This window comes from Microcoleus sp. Pol17C6, from assembly GCF_036701145.1.
Lineage (GTDB): Bacteria > Cyanobacteriota > Cyanobacteriia > Cyanobacteriales > Microcoleaceae > Microcoleus.
Genome location: NZ_JAUBQH010000015.1, coordinates 62,808 through 81,080 on the forward strand (window position 1 = coordinate 62,808; position 18,273 = coordinate 81,080).

At 43.6% G+C, this 18,273-nt stretch carries 3 protein-coding genes; all 3 read left to right on the forward strand.

The window, feature by feature from the left end; translation table 11 throughout:
* Positions 1-870 precede the first annotated feature (870 nt).
* The 3 genes from QUA25_RS10150 (at position 871) to QUA25_RS10160 (ending at position 18,155) form a co-directional block, all read left to right on the forward strand.
* The gene (locus QUA25_RS10150; protein ID WP_333037330.1) at positions 871-6,564 is read left to right on the forward strand and encodes an AAA family ATPase; all 5,694 of its coding nucleotides are present in this window, start codon (positions 871-873) and stop codon (positions 6,562-6,564) included.
* Positions 6,565-6,895: 331 nt separating this feature from the next.
* The gene (locus QUA25_RS10155) at positions 6,896-14,326 is read left to right on the forward strand and encodes an amino acid adenylation domain-containing protein (RefSeq protein ID WP_333037367.1); all 7,431 of its coding nucleotides are present in this window, start codon (positions 6,896-6,898) and stop codon (positions 14,324-14,326) included.
* A complete protein-coding gene (locus QUA25_RS10160; protein ID WP_333037331.1) occupies positions 14,313-18,155 on the forward strand; it encodes a beta-ketoacyl synthase N-terminal-like domain-containing protein in 3,843 nt (1,280 codons plus the stop codon). Before QUA25_RS10155 ends, QUA25_RS10160 begins: the two co-directional genes overlap by 14 nt.
* Positions 18,156-18,273: the final 118 nt, after the last annotated feature.

Consider the following 18,273-nt stretch of genomic DNA (forward strand, 5'->3'; position numbering starts at 1 on the left):
CCTCTACGCAGAATAAAACAGCCAGGATCGGCAATTCATTGAACCTCCGCGTTGATCAAATGATTTACCAGCAGGCACGAGAACTAATTGATCGATTGTTGGGGAGCATCTCATATTTGTAAAAACACTTCTTTTGGCTCCTTCCTTCTGCCTCCTGGCTCAAAACTTCAATTTCTAGCTTGGCTGGTTTCCTTGAAATGCTCCCGATTGTTCTTAGAACGTATTTCACTTGCCGGGATTGCTCCTGCGATCCACATTTGTCAGCAATGCCTCCAAACTTACCTTAAGGAGAAATATGCTGGTCTATCCCGAAACCTGATTGATTGAACCCCTATGAGAAGCAAGTTATTTACCTGTCTTTTTATTCTCCAGACTTAAATCCGCTTGAAAGCAGAACAGTCGAAGCTAAAGAATATCTACGTTCGGTTGCTGCACGTAAGGAGTGACACCTGAGAATCAGCACTTATGGACGCATTCGACTCGCTCACTCTCAAAGCTCTCAACAATTGGTAGACTCATTGTTGTTACTGTACCTCATACAGTTGAAAATCCCTGTCACCAAAGGTGGGCAGGGGCGGTTTTAAAAAGGCAAAATATCTCCTAGCCATGATTACGGGCTAAACCTGCCCCTACAGACTATTTATATTTTTTTGCCTCTCTCTATCTACTTAGGGGCGAGGTGTGGTATCCTATTTAGATATAAAGGGTCATATATTCTACCAGAGCTAATACTTCTTTTAAGGTAATTAACGAAAAACTTTTTTTCAGGCTTCAATGTTAGAGAAAGAATGAAAGTTTTAGCGAAAATACCCCCAACATTTACTTTCGCACAAAATCAAATACTATAGTTTTAAGATAGGTACAATACTTATGGATATCAAAGCCAATTACCAGCTTCGAGAAAAACTTAATGAGGGTTTAAATACAGTAGTTTATCGCGCAGAGAGGAGAGCAGATCAGACTGCTGTAATCATCAAGCTTTTGAGAGCCGAATATCCTACTCTCGAAGAGATTATGCAATTGAGACATGAATATGAAATCTCCCGACATCTCAATTTAGAAGGTATTGTCAAGCCCTATGGATTGGAAAATCATCGTAATGGTCTAGCGCTGATATTGGAAGATTCAAGAGGAGAATCCCTCAAAAACTTTTTGAATGGTCGCCCACTTGAACTCAGAGAGTTTTTGGAAATTGCTATTCAGTTAGCAAATACTCTGGGTAAGTTGCATGACAACAAAATTATTCATAAAGATATTAAGCCCACAAATATTATCATCACTCCTGCTACGCTAGAAGTAAAAATTACTGACTTTAGCATTGCCACGCGGTTGTCTAGAGAAACCCAAATACTCAGCCATCCTACTTTACTAGAAGGCACACTCGCCTATATATCGCCAGAGCAAACAGGGCGGATGAATCGCTCAATTGACTACCGCACCGACTTCTACTCTTTAGGTATCACTTTCTATGAAATCCTGGGCGGTGAAGTGCCCTTTAAGGCTACAGATGCGATGGAATTAGTTCACTGCCACATTGCTAAACAGCCTGTCCCGCTCTGGGAAATTATATGGGCAAAAGAGCAAAATAGCCGAGGAGAAATTACGAGAGATAATCCCACATCCAAAATTCAAAATGGTGAGATTATCAAATCAATTTGTGACATTGTAATGAAATTATTAGCCAAAAATGCTGAAGATAGATATCAAAGTGCTTATGGTCTCAAAGCGGATCTAGAACAATGTCTAAATCAATTAGAACAAACTGGTCAAAATTGTAACTTCATTCCGGGTGAGCGTGATAAGTCAGGTCAATTTCTGATCCCACAAAAACTGTACGGACGAGAAACACAAGTAGCCACTTTAATGGATGCTTTTGACAGAGTTAGTGCTGGAACAGCCGAGATAATGCTAGTTTCCGGTTACTCAGGAATAGGTAAATCTTGCTTAGTTTATGAAATCCACAAACCCATTGTCGGAGCAAGGGGTTATTTTATCGCAGGCAAGTTTGACCAATTTAAACGAAATATTCCCTATGCAGCTTTAATTCAAGCTTTTGAAGAACTAATTCGGCAATTATTAACAGAAAGTTCTGAAACAATTAAATGTTGGAAACAGAATATTTTAAATGCTTTAGGGCTAAATACTAGAGTTATAATTGACGTTATTCCCGAATTGGAGTTGATCGTTGGTGAGCAACCTGAAGTTTCTCAATTAGGGGCAAGTGAATCGCAAAACCGTTTCAATCTTGCCTTTAAACAATTCATTCATATTTTTACCCAAAAAGCACATCCGCTAGTTTTATTTTTAGATGATTTACAGTGGGCAGATTCAGCTTCTTTGAAATTGATTCATGTGCTACTTACTGACCGAGATAGCCAATATTTATTGGTGATTGGAGCCTATCGAGATAACGAAGTCAGCCCAACTCATCCGTTAAGGCAGACATTAGATAGTATTTATTCATGCGGGTCAATAATAAATAATATTGTCCTCCAACCGTTGACACTTAGTACAGTCAATCAATTAGTTGCTGACACTTTGGGTGACAACTGCTCAGCAGCAGTTCCCTCTCTTGCTTGTTTTGCTGAACACCACGGAGAAATTGAGGGAGAAAGTGGGGTTGGTAAAAACAAGAACACTGAAAGAGAAAAGTGTAAGTTATTAGCTGAGTTAGTTTTTAATAAAACTCAAGGAAATCCCTTTTTTATTACTCAACTGCTCACATCTCTTTACACTGAGAAACTGCTGACATTTGACTTCAGAATGGGCAGATGGCAGTGGGATATGGGGCAAATTCAAAGTGTGGCGATCGCTGATTTTAATGTCGTCGAACTCATAGCCAGAAACATTCAAAAACTGCCTCCGGAAACCCAAAAAGTTTTAAAGTTAGCAGCTTGTATTGGCAACCGATTTAATTTAGAGGTTTTGGCAATAGTAAGTGAAAAATCTACATCACAAACCGCATCTGCTTTATGGGATGGACTTCAGGCAGGTCTAATTTTACCCATCGGAGAAAGTGCCTCTAAACTTCCTTTACTATTCAATGGTAATGAGTCATGGGTAATGGGGAGTGGTCACGGAACTCAATCAGAAATTAATACTTACAAAGTATCCTACAAATTTTTGCATGACCGTGTGCAGCAAGCGGCTTATTCTCTGATTCCTTCTGAGCAGCAAAAAGCTACCCACCTCAAAATTGGTCAACTACTATTACAGAATACAAATCAAAACGACTTAGAAGAAAATGTTTTTGATATAGTTAATCAGCTAAATGTGGGAGTAGAATTCATTACCGAGCAAAAAGAAAAATACCAACTTGCTCAATTAAATTTAATAGCTGGTCGAAAAGCCAAAGCAGCGACAGCTTATGAAGCGGCTGTCACGCTACTAAAAGTAGGGTTAGAACTATTAGCAGAAAACAGTTGGCAGAGTAACTATGACCTGACGTTGGGACTCTATGTAGAAGCGGTGGAGGCGGAATACCTCAATACCAACTACGAAAGGTCAGCAACTCTTGCTGAAGTTGTTCTGCAACAAGCTAACACTCTGCTCGAAAGAGTGAAGGTCTACGAGCTACAAATCCAATTTTATATGGCTCAGAATCAAATGCTAAAAGCCATTGATACTGGGCTGCAAGTGCTGGATATGCTGGGTGTCTCCTTGTCAAATGAAGCGGGTGACAGTGGTTTTGCGGTTGAATTGCCTTCTCTGACAGATTTAGAAAACATCCCAGAAATGACCGATCCGTATCAATTAGCAGCCTTACGCATACTGATGAGCGTTATTTCTCCTGCTTACACAGTCAAGCCAGATATTGTACCCCGGCTTGTACTTACCCAAACGAAACTTTGTGTTGCACACGGTCATTCATCACAGGCCGCTTTTGTGTATGCTTTTTATGGTATTTTTATATATTCGATGACCGGAAACATAGATGCTGGATACCATTCTGGTCAACTAGCTTTAAAGATATTGGATAAATTTAACGCTAGAGAACTTCAATGTAAAGTGTGCAATTTATTTCATGGTGTGATAAGACCTTGGAAGGTACATCTTAAGGACACATTAACATCACTACAGGACGGGTTTCAAAGTGGACTGGAAACAGGAGATATAGAATATGTTGGCTATAACGCTACTATTTATTGCACTAACCTGTTTTTGACAGGGGAGCGATTAGACATTGTAGAGCAGGAACAAAGGCAATATCTTGATTTAGCACTAAAACTAAAACAAGACTATTCTATCTATTACATTAAAATATTTCACCAACTGACGTTAAATCTTCAAAACGAAGCTGAAGATAAATGTCAATTGATTGGCGAGAGTTTTAATGAAACACAAATATTACCTATTTTTATTGAAACTAATAATCGAATTTTGTTGTTTTTTACCTATTTCGCCAAGACGATTCTATTTTATTTGTTTAAAGAACCTCATGAAGCTGTTGCCAACGCCAGTTTAGCAGAAGAACACGCAATAAGTGTGATGAGTATGGTAGTTTCTGCTACTCACAACTTCTATTATTCGCTGGCTCTCCTTGCTCAGTATTCCAACGCTTCAAGCTCTGAGCAAAAACAATATCTAGATATTGTAGAGAAGAATCAGCAAAAAATGCGACAATGGGCAGACTCTGCCTCGTCTAACTTCCAGCATAAGTATGAGATTGTGGAGGCTGAAAAAGCTCGTGTTTTAGGACAAATTTTAGAAGCAATGGAATATTATGACCGAGCTATAATGGGAGCCAAAGGACAGGGATATATTCAGGAAGAAGCATTAGCATCGGAACTAGCAGCCGAGTTTTATTTCTCCCTCGGCAGAGACAAATTTGCTCAAATTTATCTAACACAGGCTTATTACGGATATATTCGTTGGGGAGCTAAAGCTAAAGTTAAAGATTTAGAATCTAGATATCCTTGGGTATTTTCCGAGATGCTGATGCGAGAATCCATAGGCCTAGAGATTAATAGGACAACGACAACATCGACCACGGGAGGAAATTCGGCGGTTTTGGATTTGTCCACTGTGAACAAAGCATCTTTGGCATTGGCTGAAGAAATAGTTCTTGATAAGTTGCTAGATAAGTTACTTAAAATTGTGATGGAAAATGCGGGAGCTACAACAGGGTGCCTGCTCTTAGAAAAAGATGGAAAGTTGGTGATACAAGCTACAGGTGTTGTGGATAGAGATGTGGTTGTATCGTATTCAGAATTACCCGTCGAAAACAGTGAAAATCTGCCCCTTACTATAATTAATTATGTAGGCATAGCTAAAGAAAATGTAGTTTTAAATGAGGCAGCAGTGTCACAAAGATTTATAAATGATCCTTACATCCTAAAAACAAAACCTAAGTCAATATTATCTATGCCTATTATTAATCAAGGCAAGCTCATTGGTATTCTTTATTTAGAAAATAATATAACAACTGGTGCCTTTACAACGCAGAGGCTGGAAGTATTAAAAATACTTTCTTCACAAATAGCTATATCTCTTAAAAATGCGATGCTTTATGGGAAATTGGATACCGCAACTCAAAACTTGAAAACAGCTAATGAACAATTAGAGAATTACAACCAAACGCTTGAACAAAAAGTAGAAGATAGGACTCTGCAGCTAAAAGAAAAAAATAGCCTCCTTAGAGAACAAGCACTTCAACTTGAACGCACCCTAAAAGAATTGCAAGCAACACAGACTCAGCTAATTCAAACTGAAAAAATGTCAAGTTTGGGGCAAATGGTTGCTGGTATCGCTCACGAAATTAACAATCCAATTAACTTTATATACGGCAATCTTACCCCTGCTAACGACTATTTTCATGACTTGCTGGGGTTGCTAAATCTCTATCAGGAGCAATTGCCTAATCCAACTCCTGAAATTCAGAAATTTGCAGAAAACATCGATCTGGAATTCTTAACTTCCGATTTTCCTAGACTGCTTGATTCGATGCAGCAAGGGGCAGAACGCATCCGCCAGATTGTCTTGTCACTGCGGAATTTCTCGCGATTGGATGAGGCGGTAATGAAACCAGTAGATATCCATGAAGGGCTCGAGAGCACTCTGCTACTGTTGCAAAATCAGCTAAAAGCTAAGCAAGACCATCCGGGGATTGAAATTATTAAAGAGTATGGTCAGCTCCCTAAAATAGAATGTTACGCCGGCTTCCTGAACCAAGTATTTATCAATATACTCACTAATGCGATTGATGCTATAGAGGAATCATTAATCGGTTCTCCTCTAGGATCAATCCCCAATAAAAAATCACAAGTTCGTATTCGCACCAGTGTTATAAATAGTAACCAAGTAGAGATTCGGATTGCTGACAATGGAGCGGGGATGACCGAGGAAGTAAGGGAGAAGGTTTTTGACCCTTTCTTTACTACGAAACCTGTGGGATCAGGCACGGGTTTGGGGTTAGCTATTAGCTACCAAATTGTAGTAGAGAAACATCATGGTAGGCTGACTTGTATTTCCGCGCCGGGAGAGGGAGCAGAGTTCGTGATGGAGATTCCTCTCAAGCAGGGAACAGAGCGCTTGGGGGGGGCTAAAGCCCAACTACGTACCTGACTTAAGGGTTGATTCAAATGTACGTAGTTGCGCTTCAGCGCTCTTTGGGGCTAAAGCCCAACTACGTACCTAAATGTAGATAAAATAGTGACCGCGATCGCAGAAATACCGCGATTAACATATATCATAAAGTGATTAGGCGATCGCAGGCAAAGTTTACCGAGCTTAGCTTTATTGGGTGGTGCTAGGCCCTATAACCCCATCTGAGTACCAATGTATTTAAATAATTTAAGCCTTTTGGTTATGGTCTGCTATTAACTCCGCAACTCGGATGGCAACGGAGCAAAAAACTCAAAAAAACTCAGTATTTCCCTATCTAAGGAAGAATAAAATGCTAGGTAATTTCCAAGATACTTGCATTCACCAGCTATTTGAGTTGCAAGTAGAGCGATCGCCTGAAGCTATTGCGGTAATCTTTGAAGGGAAGCAGCTAACTTATCAGGAGTTAAACTCCCAAGCCAACCAGTTGGCCCATTATCTGAAGACTCTTGGTGTGGGGCCAGAGGTACTGGTTGCTGCCTGCGTGGAGCGCTCTTTAGAGATGGTGGTAGGTCTGCTGGGTATTCTCAAAGCTGGCGGAGCTTATGTACCGCTAGATCCGCACTATCCGCAAAACAGACTGGCGTTCATGTTGGAACATTCGCAGACGCCTGTATTGCTTACACAACAACACTTAGTCGAGTCTCTACCCGAACACCAAGCGCGTGTCATCTATTTGGATGGGAATTCAGAAACAGTCGATCGCTTCAGCGATGAAAACCCTGAAACAGATGTGAGAGCAGATAATTTAGCTTATGTGATTTACACATCCGGCTCTACTGGTCAACCCAAGGGAGTAGCGATCGAGCATGGCGGTGCAGTTAACACACTCGTCGATATTAACCACCGCTTTGAAGTGGGAAGTGGCGATCGCGTCTTAGCTGTTTCTTCCCTAAGTTTCGACCTATCTGTATATGACATTTTCGGCTTGCTGGCTGCGGGAGGAACCGTTGTTATCCCCAAAGCGACCGCAACGCCAGACCCGGCTGACTGGCTCGATCTGATGACGCAAACACAAGTCACCCTCTGGGACTCAGCACCGCCATTGATGCAGATACTTGTGGATTATGCTGCTGCTAATGACAAAATCCTGCCATCATCTCTGCGATTAGTCCTTCTCAGCGGCGATTGGATACCGCCGACTTTGCCAGATCGAATCAAAGATTTGGTCATCTTTAGGGGCAGTGCCCCCGTGCCTGCCCCAAACCATGAGGGGGCAACAACAGGGGGATTGCCCCTACAAGAAAATCAAACTGTAGACCGACCTTCAACCCCTGCTGTCATCAGCTTAGGAGGTGCAACCGAGGCTTCGATCTGGTCTATCCTATATCCGATCGCCAAGGTTGACCCGGAATGGAAAAGCATCCCTTACGGTAGGGCCATGACCAACCAGCATTTCTACGTGCTCAACGAAGCGATGGAGCCATGTCAGGAGGGGGAACTAGGGCAACTATACATCGGGGGTATCGGTTTAGCTAGGTGCTATTGGCGAGATCCGGAAAAGACCAGCCAGCGCTTCATCACTCATCCTCATACAGGCGATCGCCTATACTGTACTGGCGATCTCGGTCGCTATCTGCCCGATGGAAACATTGAATTTATCGGTCGCATCGACAACCAGGTAAAAATTCGCGGCTTTCGTATCGAACTGGGCGAAATTGAAGCTGCACTCAGGCAAAATCCTGATGTGGGAGATGCTGTTGTCATAGTCCGAGAAGATGTGCCTGGTAACAAACGCCTCGTGGCTTATGTGGTTGGAAATTCAAAAGATTTTTCATCATCTCAGCCAGAGTTAGACAGCTATACCGAACTCATTTCGCAGTGGCGATCGCTCTACGACAATACCTATAGCCAGACCCCTACCCATCAAAACCAAACGTTTAATATTATCGGCTGGAACAGTAGCTACACAGGCGAACCGATCGCAGAAAACGAGATGCGATCCTGGGTAGAGCATACTGTCGATCGCATTCTCCAATTGCGACCCCAATCCGTTCTAGAAATCGGTTGCGGAACAGGTTTATTACTGTCTCGAATTGCTCCTCACTGCACTCAATACTCGGCTGCGGACTTGTCCCCACAAGCACTGCGCTATATTGAACAGATGAAGATGTCGGTGCCGGGATTAGAGAATGTCACACTTTTAGAAAGGACGGCAGACAACTTTGAAGGTATAGAAGCAGATAGCCTCGATACGATCGTCATTAACTCAGTAATTCAGCATTTCCCCAGCATTGACTATTTGTTGAAAGTCCTAGAAGGCGCAGTGAATGCAGTACGCAGTGGCGGCAACATTTTCTTAGGCGATTTGCGGAGTCTGCCGCTCCTGGAAGCTTATCATGCCTCCGTGCAATTATATCGGGCCTCCCCAGAAATGGAGCGAACGCAATTACTTTCCACTGTGCGATCGCTGATGGCACAAGAAGAAGAATTAGTCCTAGATCCAGCTTTTTTTACGGCTTTAAAACAACATCTACCAAAAATAGGTCATGTTGAAATTTTGCCCAAGCGCGGCATTCACCACAATGAATTAACTCGATTCCGCTACGATGTAATTCTGCATATAGGAGAACCAGTTTCTGTCACCACAGACATCAAATGGTTAGACTGGCAACCCGATTTGACAATCGCATCCATCCGCCAATTGCTGCAAACAAATTCCCCAAAAATAATCGGGTGGCGACAAGTACCCAACGCACGTCTAGACACAGAAATCAAAACTATCCAATGGCTGAACACTAACTCAGGGCTAGAAACTGTAGGAGAATGGCGTGACAGCGTACAAAAACAATCCCCACTTGGAATAGATCCAGAAGAACTTTGGTTATTAGCTAAAGAATTACCTTACCAAATCGACATTAGCTGGTTAGAAACCAGTCATTCTGGCAGTTACGACGTAGTTTTTAGAGATCGTTCCACAACAGAAATAAGAAAAAGTCCAGAGATAGTATTTACCGAAGAAAATACTATTCCCGTCAAACCTTGGAACCACTACGCCAATCGACCGTTACAGAGGAATGTTGCTCAAAAGTTGATACCGCCTCTCCGCAATTTTCTGCAAGAAAAACTGCCAGATTATATGATGCCCGATCGCTTTGTCATGTTGGAGTCACTACCGCTGACCCCCAACGGCAAAATCGATCGCCGTTCTCTACCAGCACCAGACACTTCCAGACCCGATTTGGAAGAAAAGTATGTAGCACCTCGCACCCCGGTCGAAGAAATCTTGGCAGGAATTTGGGCTGAAGTCCTGGGGATAGAACGAGTTGGTATTTACGACAATTTTTTAGAATTGGGCGGACATTCCTTACTGGCGATTCAGATCGACAGCCGATTACGCAACAGATTAAAAGTAGAATTGCCTGTGGGTAGCTTGTTTGGATATCCCAGCATAGCCTCACTAGCGCAACGCATTTTAGAAAGCAATTCGGAAAAGGTTCACTTGCAAGCTACCCCAATCCAAGCAGTTTCTAGGAACCAAAGCTTGCCTCTTTCATGGAACCAGCAACAATTGTGGTTCCTCGCACAATTGGCACCCGATACCCCTGTTTATAACGAACCCTGCACGATTCGTTTTCCCGGTGCTATTGACGTTAATTCTCTTTCAAAAGCTCTCAACGAAATTATCAAACGTCACGAAAGTTTGAGAACGCGCTTTATTACAGTGGATGGGCAGCCGATTCAAGTTATTGCTCCACCCGCCGACACTTTCAATCTAGCTTTTGTGGATTTGAAGCAATTACCTGTAAACCAACGGGAAGCAGAAGCTCTGCGTTTAGCAACTATAGAGACAAAACAACCATTTGACTTAACTTCTAGCCCACTCCTGCGGGCTACCTTGATGCAGCTATCAGATGAAGAATACAGGTTATTCCTGACATTTCATCACATTGTCATGGACGGTGTTTCTATATATAATGTATTTCTGCCCGAACTAGCGGCACTATACGAAGCTTTTTGTAATGACAAAACTCTAGTATTCCCAGAATTAGCCTTACAATATGCCGACTTTGCTGTTTGGCAGCGGCAGTGGTTTACAGGAGAAATTCTGGAAAGTCATTTAGACTACTGGAAGCAACAGCTAACCGATTTGCCTGTACTACAACTGCCATTAGATCGTCCCCGACCGGCCATTACAACTTTTCGGGGCAAAAGGCAACCTTTTAGCCTATCCAAAAACCTGACAGAAGCACTCAAGGCTCTTTCTCGGCAGGAAGGAGTCACGCTCTACATGACCCTGCTGGCGGCATTCAAGACCTTGCTCTATCGCTACTCTGGACAAGAAGATATTGTGCTGGGAACTTTCAGTGCAGGTCGCAACAGACCGGAGATAGACAAGTTAATTGGGTTTTTTCTCAATACTCTGGTGTTGCGTACCGATATGTCGGGGAACCCTAGTTTCCAAGACATACTCTCCAGGGTGCGGGAAGTAACTTTGGCAGCTTATGCCCATGAAAATGTGCCGTTTGAACAACTGGTAGAAACACTGAAACCAGACCGAAACTTCAGCCACAACCCCCTGTTCCAAGTGGCGTTTGCTCCTCAACCTCTAATACCATCTTTGAGTGAGGGTTGGAATGTGAGTTATCTGGATATCCAGACCGATACAGCAAAGTTCGATCTGATTTTGGATGTAGAAGAAAGACCGGAGGGCATCATTGGTCGGATTGAGTACAACACGGATTTGTTTGAAGCTAGCACTATTTCCCGAACGATCGGACATTTCCAAACTCTGCTGGAAGGAATCGTTGCCAATCCAGAGCAGAAAATCTCGGAGTTGCCCCTTTTAACTGAGTTTGAGCTGCAGCAGTTGGCGGCGTGGAATAATACCCAGACCGATTATCCCAAAGATGCGTGCATACACGAGTTGTTTCAAAAGCAGGTAGATCTCACGCCCGACGCGATCGCATTAGTATTTGAAGACAAGCAACTTACCTATAAAGAGCTGAACCAACGAGCTAATCAGCTAGCGTACCACCTCCAGAATCTGGGTGTTACCGCTGAAGTAATGGTGGGGATCTGTGTAGAACGTTCCTTGGAGATGGTGGTGGGAATTTTGGGCATTCTCAAAGCTGGTGGAGTTTATGTACCGCTAGACCCAGCGTATCCCCTAGAGCGTTTGGCTTTCATGCTAGAAGATGCCTCTGTACCAGTGCTGCTGACTCAGGCGCGCTTGGTGAAATCTCTTCCTAAACATCCAAGGCGTATTGTTTGTTTAGACACAGACTGGGAAATTATTAAGCGACAAAGCGAGGAAAACCCTGGATGCAGCTTAACGCCGGAGAACCTGGCCTATGTGATTTACACTTCGGGGTCTACAGGTCAGCCCAAAGGTGTTCTAGTGGCGCACTCAGGCCTAAGCAACCTGGCTAAAGCACAGATCGAGATATTCAACGTACAACCAAACACCCGCGTCCTCCAGTTTGCCTCTTTGAGCTTCGATGCCTCAGTCTCGGAGGTTGTCATGGCCTTAGTGGCGGGAGCGACCCTAGTAATGGGAACCCGGGACTCTCTGCTACCGGGAGCAACTCTGATTCAGCTTTTGCGTGACTTTGCGATCGCGACAGTTACACTACCACCATCAGTGCTAGCGGTACTGCCCGCTAATGAATTACCAGCGTTGCGGACAATAATAGTCGCCGGAGAAGCCTGCTCCCCCGACCTCATAGCCAAATGGTCATCAGGTCGTCGGTTTTTTAATGCTTATGGGCCGACCGAATCCACCGTCTGTGCCACCATTGCTGAATGTACCGATAGTAAAGAGCCACCGCCCATCGGTCGGCCCATTGCCAATACACAGGTCTATATTTTAGATGCCCAAAAACAGCTTGTGCCGATCGGCATTCCGGGAGAATTGTATATTGGTGGTGCTGGTTTAGCGCGGGGCTACCTCAATCGACCCGAACTAACTGCCGACCGCTTTATCCTCAACCCCTTTAGCAATGAACAAGGCGATCGCCTCTACAAAACTGGCGACTTAGCCCGCTACCTACCCGACGGCAATATTGAATTCCTCGGTCGCATCGACCAGCAAGTGAAAATTCGGGGCTTCCGCATCGAACTGGGCGAGATTGAAGCGGTATTGAGCCAACACCCGGATGTACGAGAGTCTGTAGTTATCAAGCGGGAGGATGCGTCCGGCAATCAGCGCCTAGTAGGTTATATTGTTTCCAACCTCAGACCAGAACGTATTCCCTTCAAAAGTGAATGTCTGGCAGAATTTGACGGGAACCGGGCGGTGAAACTTCGCACGGAAAACATCTCCATCGGTGGCGTCGGCATACTGGGCGTACCAGATACTTGTAAACCCGGTCAAACAGTCCGCCTGCGCTTGCGTATGCCCGGATTCGATGAGGAGCTATGGTTGGAGGGAACTGTAGCTTGGTGTCGGAGAAACCAAGCTGGGATTGAATTGGCTTTGGGTGGGATCGAACAAGATCTTTTTCAGCAGAGCATAGCGTATATTCTGGAAACTGAGGGTTTCTGGAAAGCTTTGCAACGGACAGCGGTCGGGAGTTTACGTAATGTTCTCAAGCAGAAGCTGCCCAACTATATGATGCCCTCCAGCTTTGTGTTTTTGAATGCCTTGCCGCTGACACCCAACGGCAAAATAGACCGCAAAGCGCTTCCAGAGCCAGATACTTTTAACCCACAGTTGGATTATGTCGCACCCCAGACTGAGATCGAAGATGCGATCACTACAGATTGGGAACAAGTATTACACCCAGAAAAAGTTGGTGTCGATAATAATTTATTGGACATCGAACTCGGCGAGATTGAAGCGGTATTGAGCCAACACCCGGATGTACGAGAGTCTGTAGTTATCAAGCGGGAAGATACGTCCGGCAATCAGCGCCTCGTAGCCTATATCGTTTCCAAGCTCACACCAGAACGTACTCCATTCAAGAGTGAATGTCTGGCAGAATTTGACGGTCATCCAGCGGTGGAACTTCGCACAGAAGACATTTCCATCGGTGGCGTCGGCTTAGTGGATGTGCCAGATAATTGTCAGCCCGGTCAAACCGTCCGCCTGCGCTTGCGTATGCCCGGTTCCGGTGAAGAGCGGTGGTTGGCCGGAAGTGTGGCTTGGTGTCGGGGAAACCAAGCAGGCATTGAGTTGGCTCTGAGTGCGATCGAACAAGATCTTTTTCAACAGAGCATAGCGTATCTTCTGGAAACTCAGGGTTTCTGGAAAGCTTTGCAACGCACAGCGGTCGGGAGTTTACGTAATATTCTCCAGCAGAAGCTGCCCAACTATATGATGCCCTCCAGCTTTGTGTTTTTGAATGCCTTGCCGCTAATACCTAATGGCAAAGTAGACCCTCTGGCGCTACCAGTTCCAGATGCTCTTAACATAGAATTAGAAACAACTTATGTTGCACCCCAGACTGAGATTGAACAAGTTATTGCCACAGTTTGGCAACAGGTATTACACCTAGAGAAAGTCGGTGTCGATGATAATTTCTTCGATCTAGGCGGTCATTCATTACTGATGGCTCAGGCTCATAGTAAACTCCGAGAAGCGATCGACAGAGATGTTTCAATGATTGAGATGTTTAAATATCCAACCATTAGCTCTTTGGCTAAATATTTAAGTCAGGAGCAGGACGAAGAATCCTCTTTTGATGCTAGTCGCGATCGCATCAATAAACAAAAAGAGGCAATCAATCGCCAAAAGCAAAAACAACGCTTGCAAGGAAAGAATAAAAATGGACAACTCTGAAACTCCCGACTCTATAGAAGGTATCGCTATCATCGGCATGGCTGGTCGTTTTCCAGGCGCTAAAAATGTTGATGAGTTTTGGGAAAATCTACGCGATGGTGTGGAATCTATTTCTTTCTTCTCTGAACAAGAACTAGAATCTTTGGGTATTGACAAATCAGTTGTGCGTGACCCCCGCTATGTAAAAGCCCGAGGGATAGTAGAAGATATAGAGTTGTTTGATGCTTCATTCTTTGGGTTTAATCCTAGAGAAGCTGAAATCACAGATCCACAACACCGCTTTTTTTTGGAGTCGGCTTGGGAGGCTCTAGAAAATGCTGGCTACAACTCGGAAACTTACGAAGGTTCGATTGGGGTTTACGCAGGCGCAGGAAGTTTCAATACTTATTTTTTGAATAACCTTTATCCTAATCATCAGCTTAGAGAATCCGTTGGAGATTTCCAACTTATGATCGCCAACGAGAAAGATTTCCTGTCAACTCGCGTTTCTTATAAATTAAATTTGAAGGGACCGAGTATTACTGTCCAAACAGCCTGTTCTACGTCATTGGTTGCGATTAGCATGGCTTGCCAAAGTTTGCTGAATTACCAATGCGATATGGCTTTGGCTGGTGGGGTTTCTATAGGCGTTACCCAAAAGGCAGGATATTTTTATAAAGAGGGAATGATTCTTTCACCAGACGGACACTGTAGAGCCTTTGATGCTAAGGCACAGGGAACTGTTAGCGGTAGCGGTGTGGGAATTGTGGTTTTGAAAAGATTAGAGGAGGCGATCGCAGACGGAGATTATATTCATGCGGTGATTAAAGGTTGTGCGCTCAATAATGATGGTGCTTTTAAAATTGGCTACACAGCTCCCAGTATAGATGGTCAGGCGCAGGCGATCGCAGATGCTTTAGCACTCGCAGAAATTCCCCCTGAAAGCGTCAGCTATATAGAAGCTCACGGAACCGGAACACCTCTGGGCGATCCGATCGAAATCGCTGCGCTGACGCAAGCTTTCTCTGTTAAAACTAAGAAAAAAGGCTTTTGTGCGATCGGTTCTGCCAAATCCAATATCGGACATTTGGATACTGCTGCTGGTGTCACTGGCTTAATCAAAACTGTCCAAGCTCTCAAACACAAGTTAATACCGCCTAGCTTGCATTTTGAACAGCCTAATCCCAAGATTGATTTTGCAAACAGTCCCTTTTATGTCAATACTAAGCTTTCTGAATGGAAAGCAGGTAAAACTCCCCGTCGTGCTGGAGTTAGTTCCTTTGGCATCGGTGGAACTAATGCTCATGTGGTACTAGAAGAAGCGCCTACGGTAGAAAAATCTGGAGGATCTAGACCATCACAACTGTTGGTTTTATCGGCAAAAACTAGCTCTGCACTTGATAGTGCAACGGTAAATTTGAGCGAATATTTAAAGCAACATCCAGATCGAAATCTTGCTGATGTTGCTTATACGCTTCAAGTTGGTAGAAGAGCTTTCAGCCATCGACGGATAGTAGTTTGTAATGACATAGAAGAAAGTGTTATTGCCCTCGACACTCTCGATGCAAAACGAGTTTTTACCAGTTTCCAAGAGTCTAAAGATAGACCTGTCGTATTTATGTTTTCAGGACAGGGCTCGCAGTACATCAATATGAGCTTGGAACTCTACCAAGTTGAACCAACATTCCGGGAACATATCGATATCTGTTCGGAAATTCTTAAACCTCACTTGGGAATTGATCTGCGCCACGTACTTTATCCAAATGAAGCACAAGCACAAGCAGCTACAAACCAATTAAAACAGACTGCAATTACACAGCCAGCACTGTTTGCGATCGAGTATGCTTTAGCTAAATTGTGGATGTCTTGGGCAGTGCATCCCAAAGCGATGATTGGTCATAGCATTGGTGAATATGTAGCAGCTTGTTTGGCTGGTGTTTTATCGTTGGAAGATGGCTTATCCTTGGTAGCTGCACGAGGTAAATTAATGCAGCAACTGCCGAGTGGTTCCATGCTTGCAGTTCCACTTCCAGAACAGCAAGTGCAACCCTTTTTGGGCAATAAACTCGATTTAGCTGTGATTAATGGAGCATCTATGAGCGTGGTTTCAGGTGCTACTGATGCCATAGATGAATTGGAACAAAAACTACTCGAAAAAGGTGTAGAGTGTCGCCGATTGCACACTTCTCATGCCTTCCATTCACAGATGATGGAGCCAATTTTAGAACCCTTCACCGAACAGGTTAAAAAAGTTAAGCTGAACTCGCCTAAAATTCCCTACATCTCCAATGTTACTGGTAATTGGATAACAGCAACGCAGGCGACAAGTCCGAGTTATTATGCTCAACATCTGCGCCAAACAGTAAGGTTTGCAGATGGCTTACAACAGCTATTAAAAGACCAGAATCAAATATTGCTCGAAGTGGGACCAGGACGGACTTTGAACACGCTAGCAAAACAGCATCCTAATAAGGGGGCTGAGCAAATTGTACTTTCTTCATTGCGCCATCCACAAGACCAAAATTCAGATGTAGCTTTCTTACTTACTACATTGGGTAAACTCTGGTTAGGAGGAGTACAAATAGATTGGTCTAAATTTTATGCTGATGAGCAGCGTTATCGTCTCCCATTACCAACCTATCCGTTTGAGCGCCAACGTTACTGGATTGAAGCACCAGGAATTGAACAACCGATAAAAATTGCTTCTTTACCAGATGAAACTTTCCCAAAATTAGATTCATCATCACTTTATTCGAGACCAAATTTACACAATACCTATGTTGCTCCTAGAAATGAGATTGAGCAAACTATTGCTAGTATCTGGGAAGAATTTCTCGGTATTAAGCAAATAGGAATTAATGATGACTTTTTTGATTTAGGTGGAGACTCATTATTAGCAGTTCAACTAATAACTAAATTAAACGAAGCACTGCAAAAATCCTTGTCTCCCCATAGCTTGTTGCAATCATCGACTATTGCAGCTTTGGCTGCATTAATTAAAGACAATTCCGAATTATCTGATAATCCTGATCAGCAACTCCAGACAGCTTCTGAATCTTTGTTAGTAGAAATTCAGCGCGGTAGTTTTAAACAACCTTTGTTCTTAGTTCATCCGGTAGGCGGTCACGTTTACATTTATCGAGATTTAGCACGTTATCTAGGTTCAGATTTGCCTGTTTTTGGCATACAAGCCCATGTTTCAGATGGGGAAACAGAGTCTTTCACTAAAGTTGAGGAAATGGCTGCTCGCTATATTGAAGCAGTGCGAGTTCAACAACCAGAAGGCCCCTATTTTTTGGGTGGTTCTTCCTTTGGAGGAACTGTTGCTTTTGAGATGGCACAGCAACTCAATGCCCAAGGTGAAAAGATAGCGCTGCTAACTTTAATAGATACTCCTGGGCCCGGTCAAATGCCTGTTTTAGAAACTGAAGATGATACAGCAATTTTGGTATATTTGCTAGGTGTTGGGTTCAATCTGTCTCTTTCTATGGATGTCCTTCAAAAACTTGAGCCAGATGAGCAACTTGTCTACTTTTTAGAGCAAGTAAAGATTGCTAATAGGGTAGTTCCTCCCGATTTTGGTTTACCTGAGATTCGCCAGTTTCTCCATCTGTTTAAAGTACACGCCCAAGCGATGCTAAATTACATCCCTCAAACTTATCCGGGTCGAATTATATTTTTCCGTGCTACAGAGCAAAATGAAGTTAATGCCAAAAATCCAGAATTACCTTGGATTGAGGTTGCTACTGGAGGAGTAGAGGTTCGAGAAGTGCCGGGAAATCATATTACTATGAATTATCCCCCTAATGTTCAGGTTATGGCTGAACAACTCAGATCCTATCTTGATTAGGTACGTAGTTGGGCTTTAGCCCTCTTAGATCACTAAGCCCAACTACGTACCTTTTAAAGAGGGCACTAAGCCCAGCTACGTACCTTTTAAAGAGGGCTGAAGCCCAACTACGTACCTT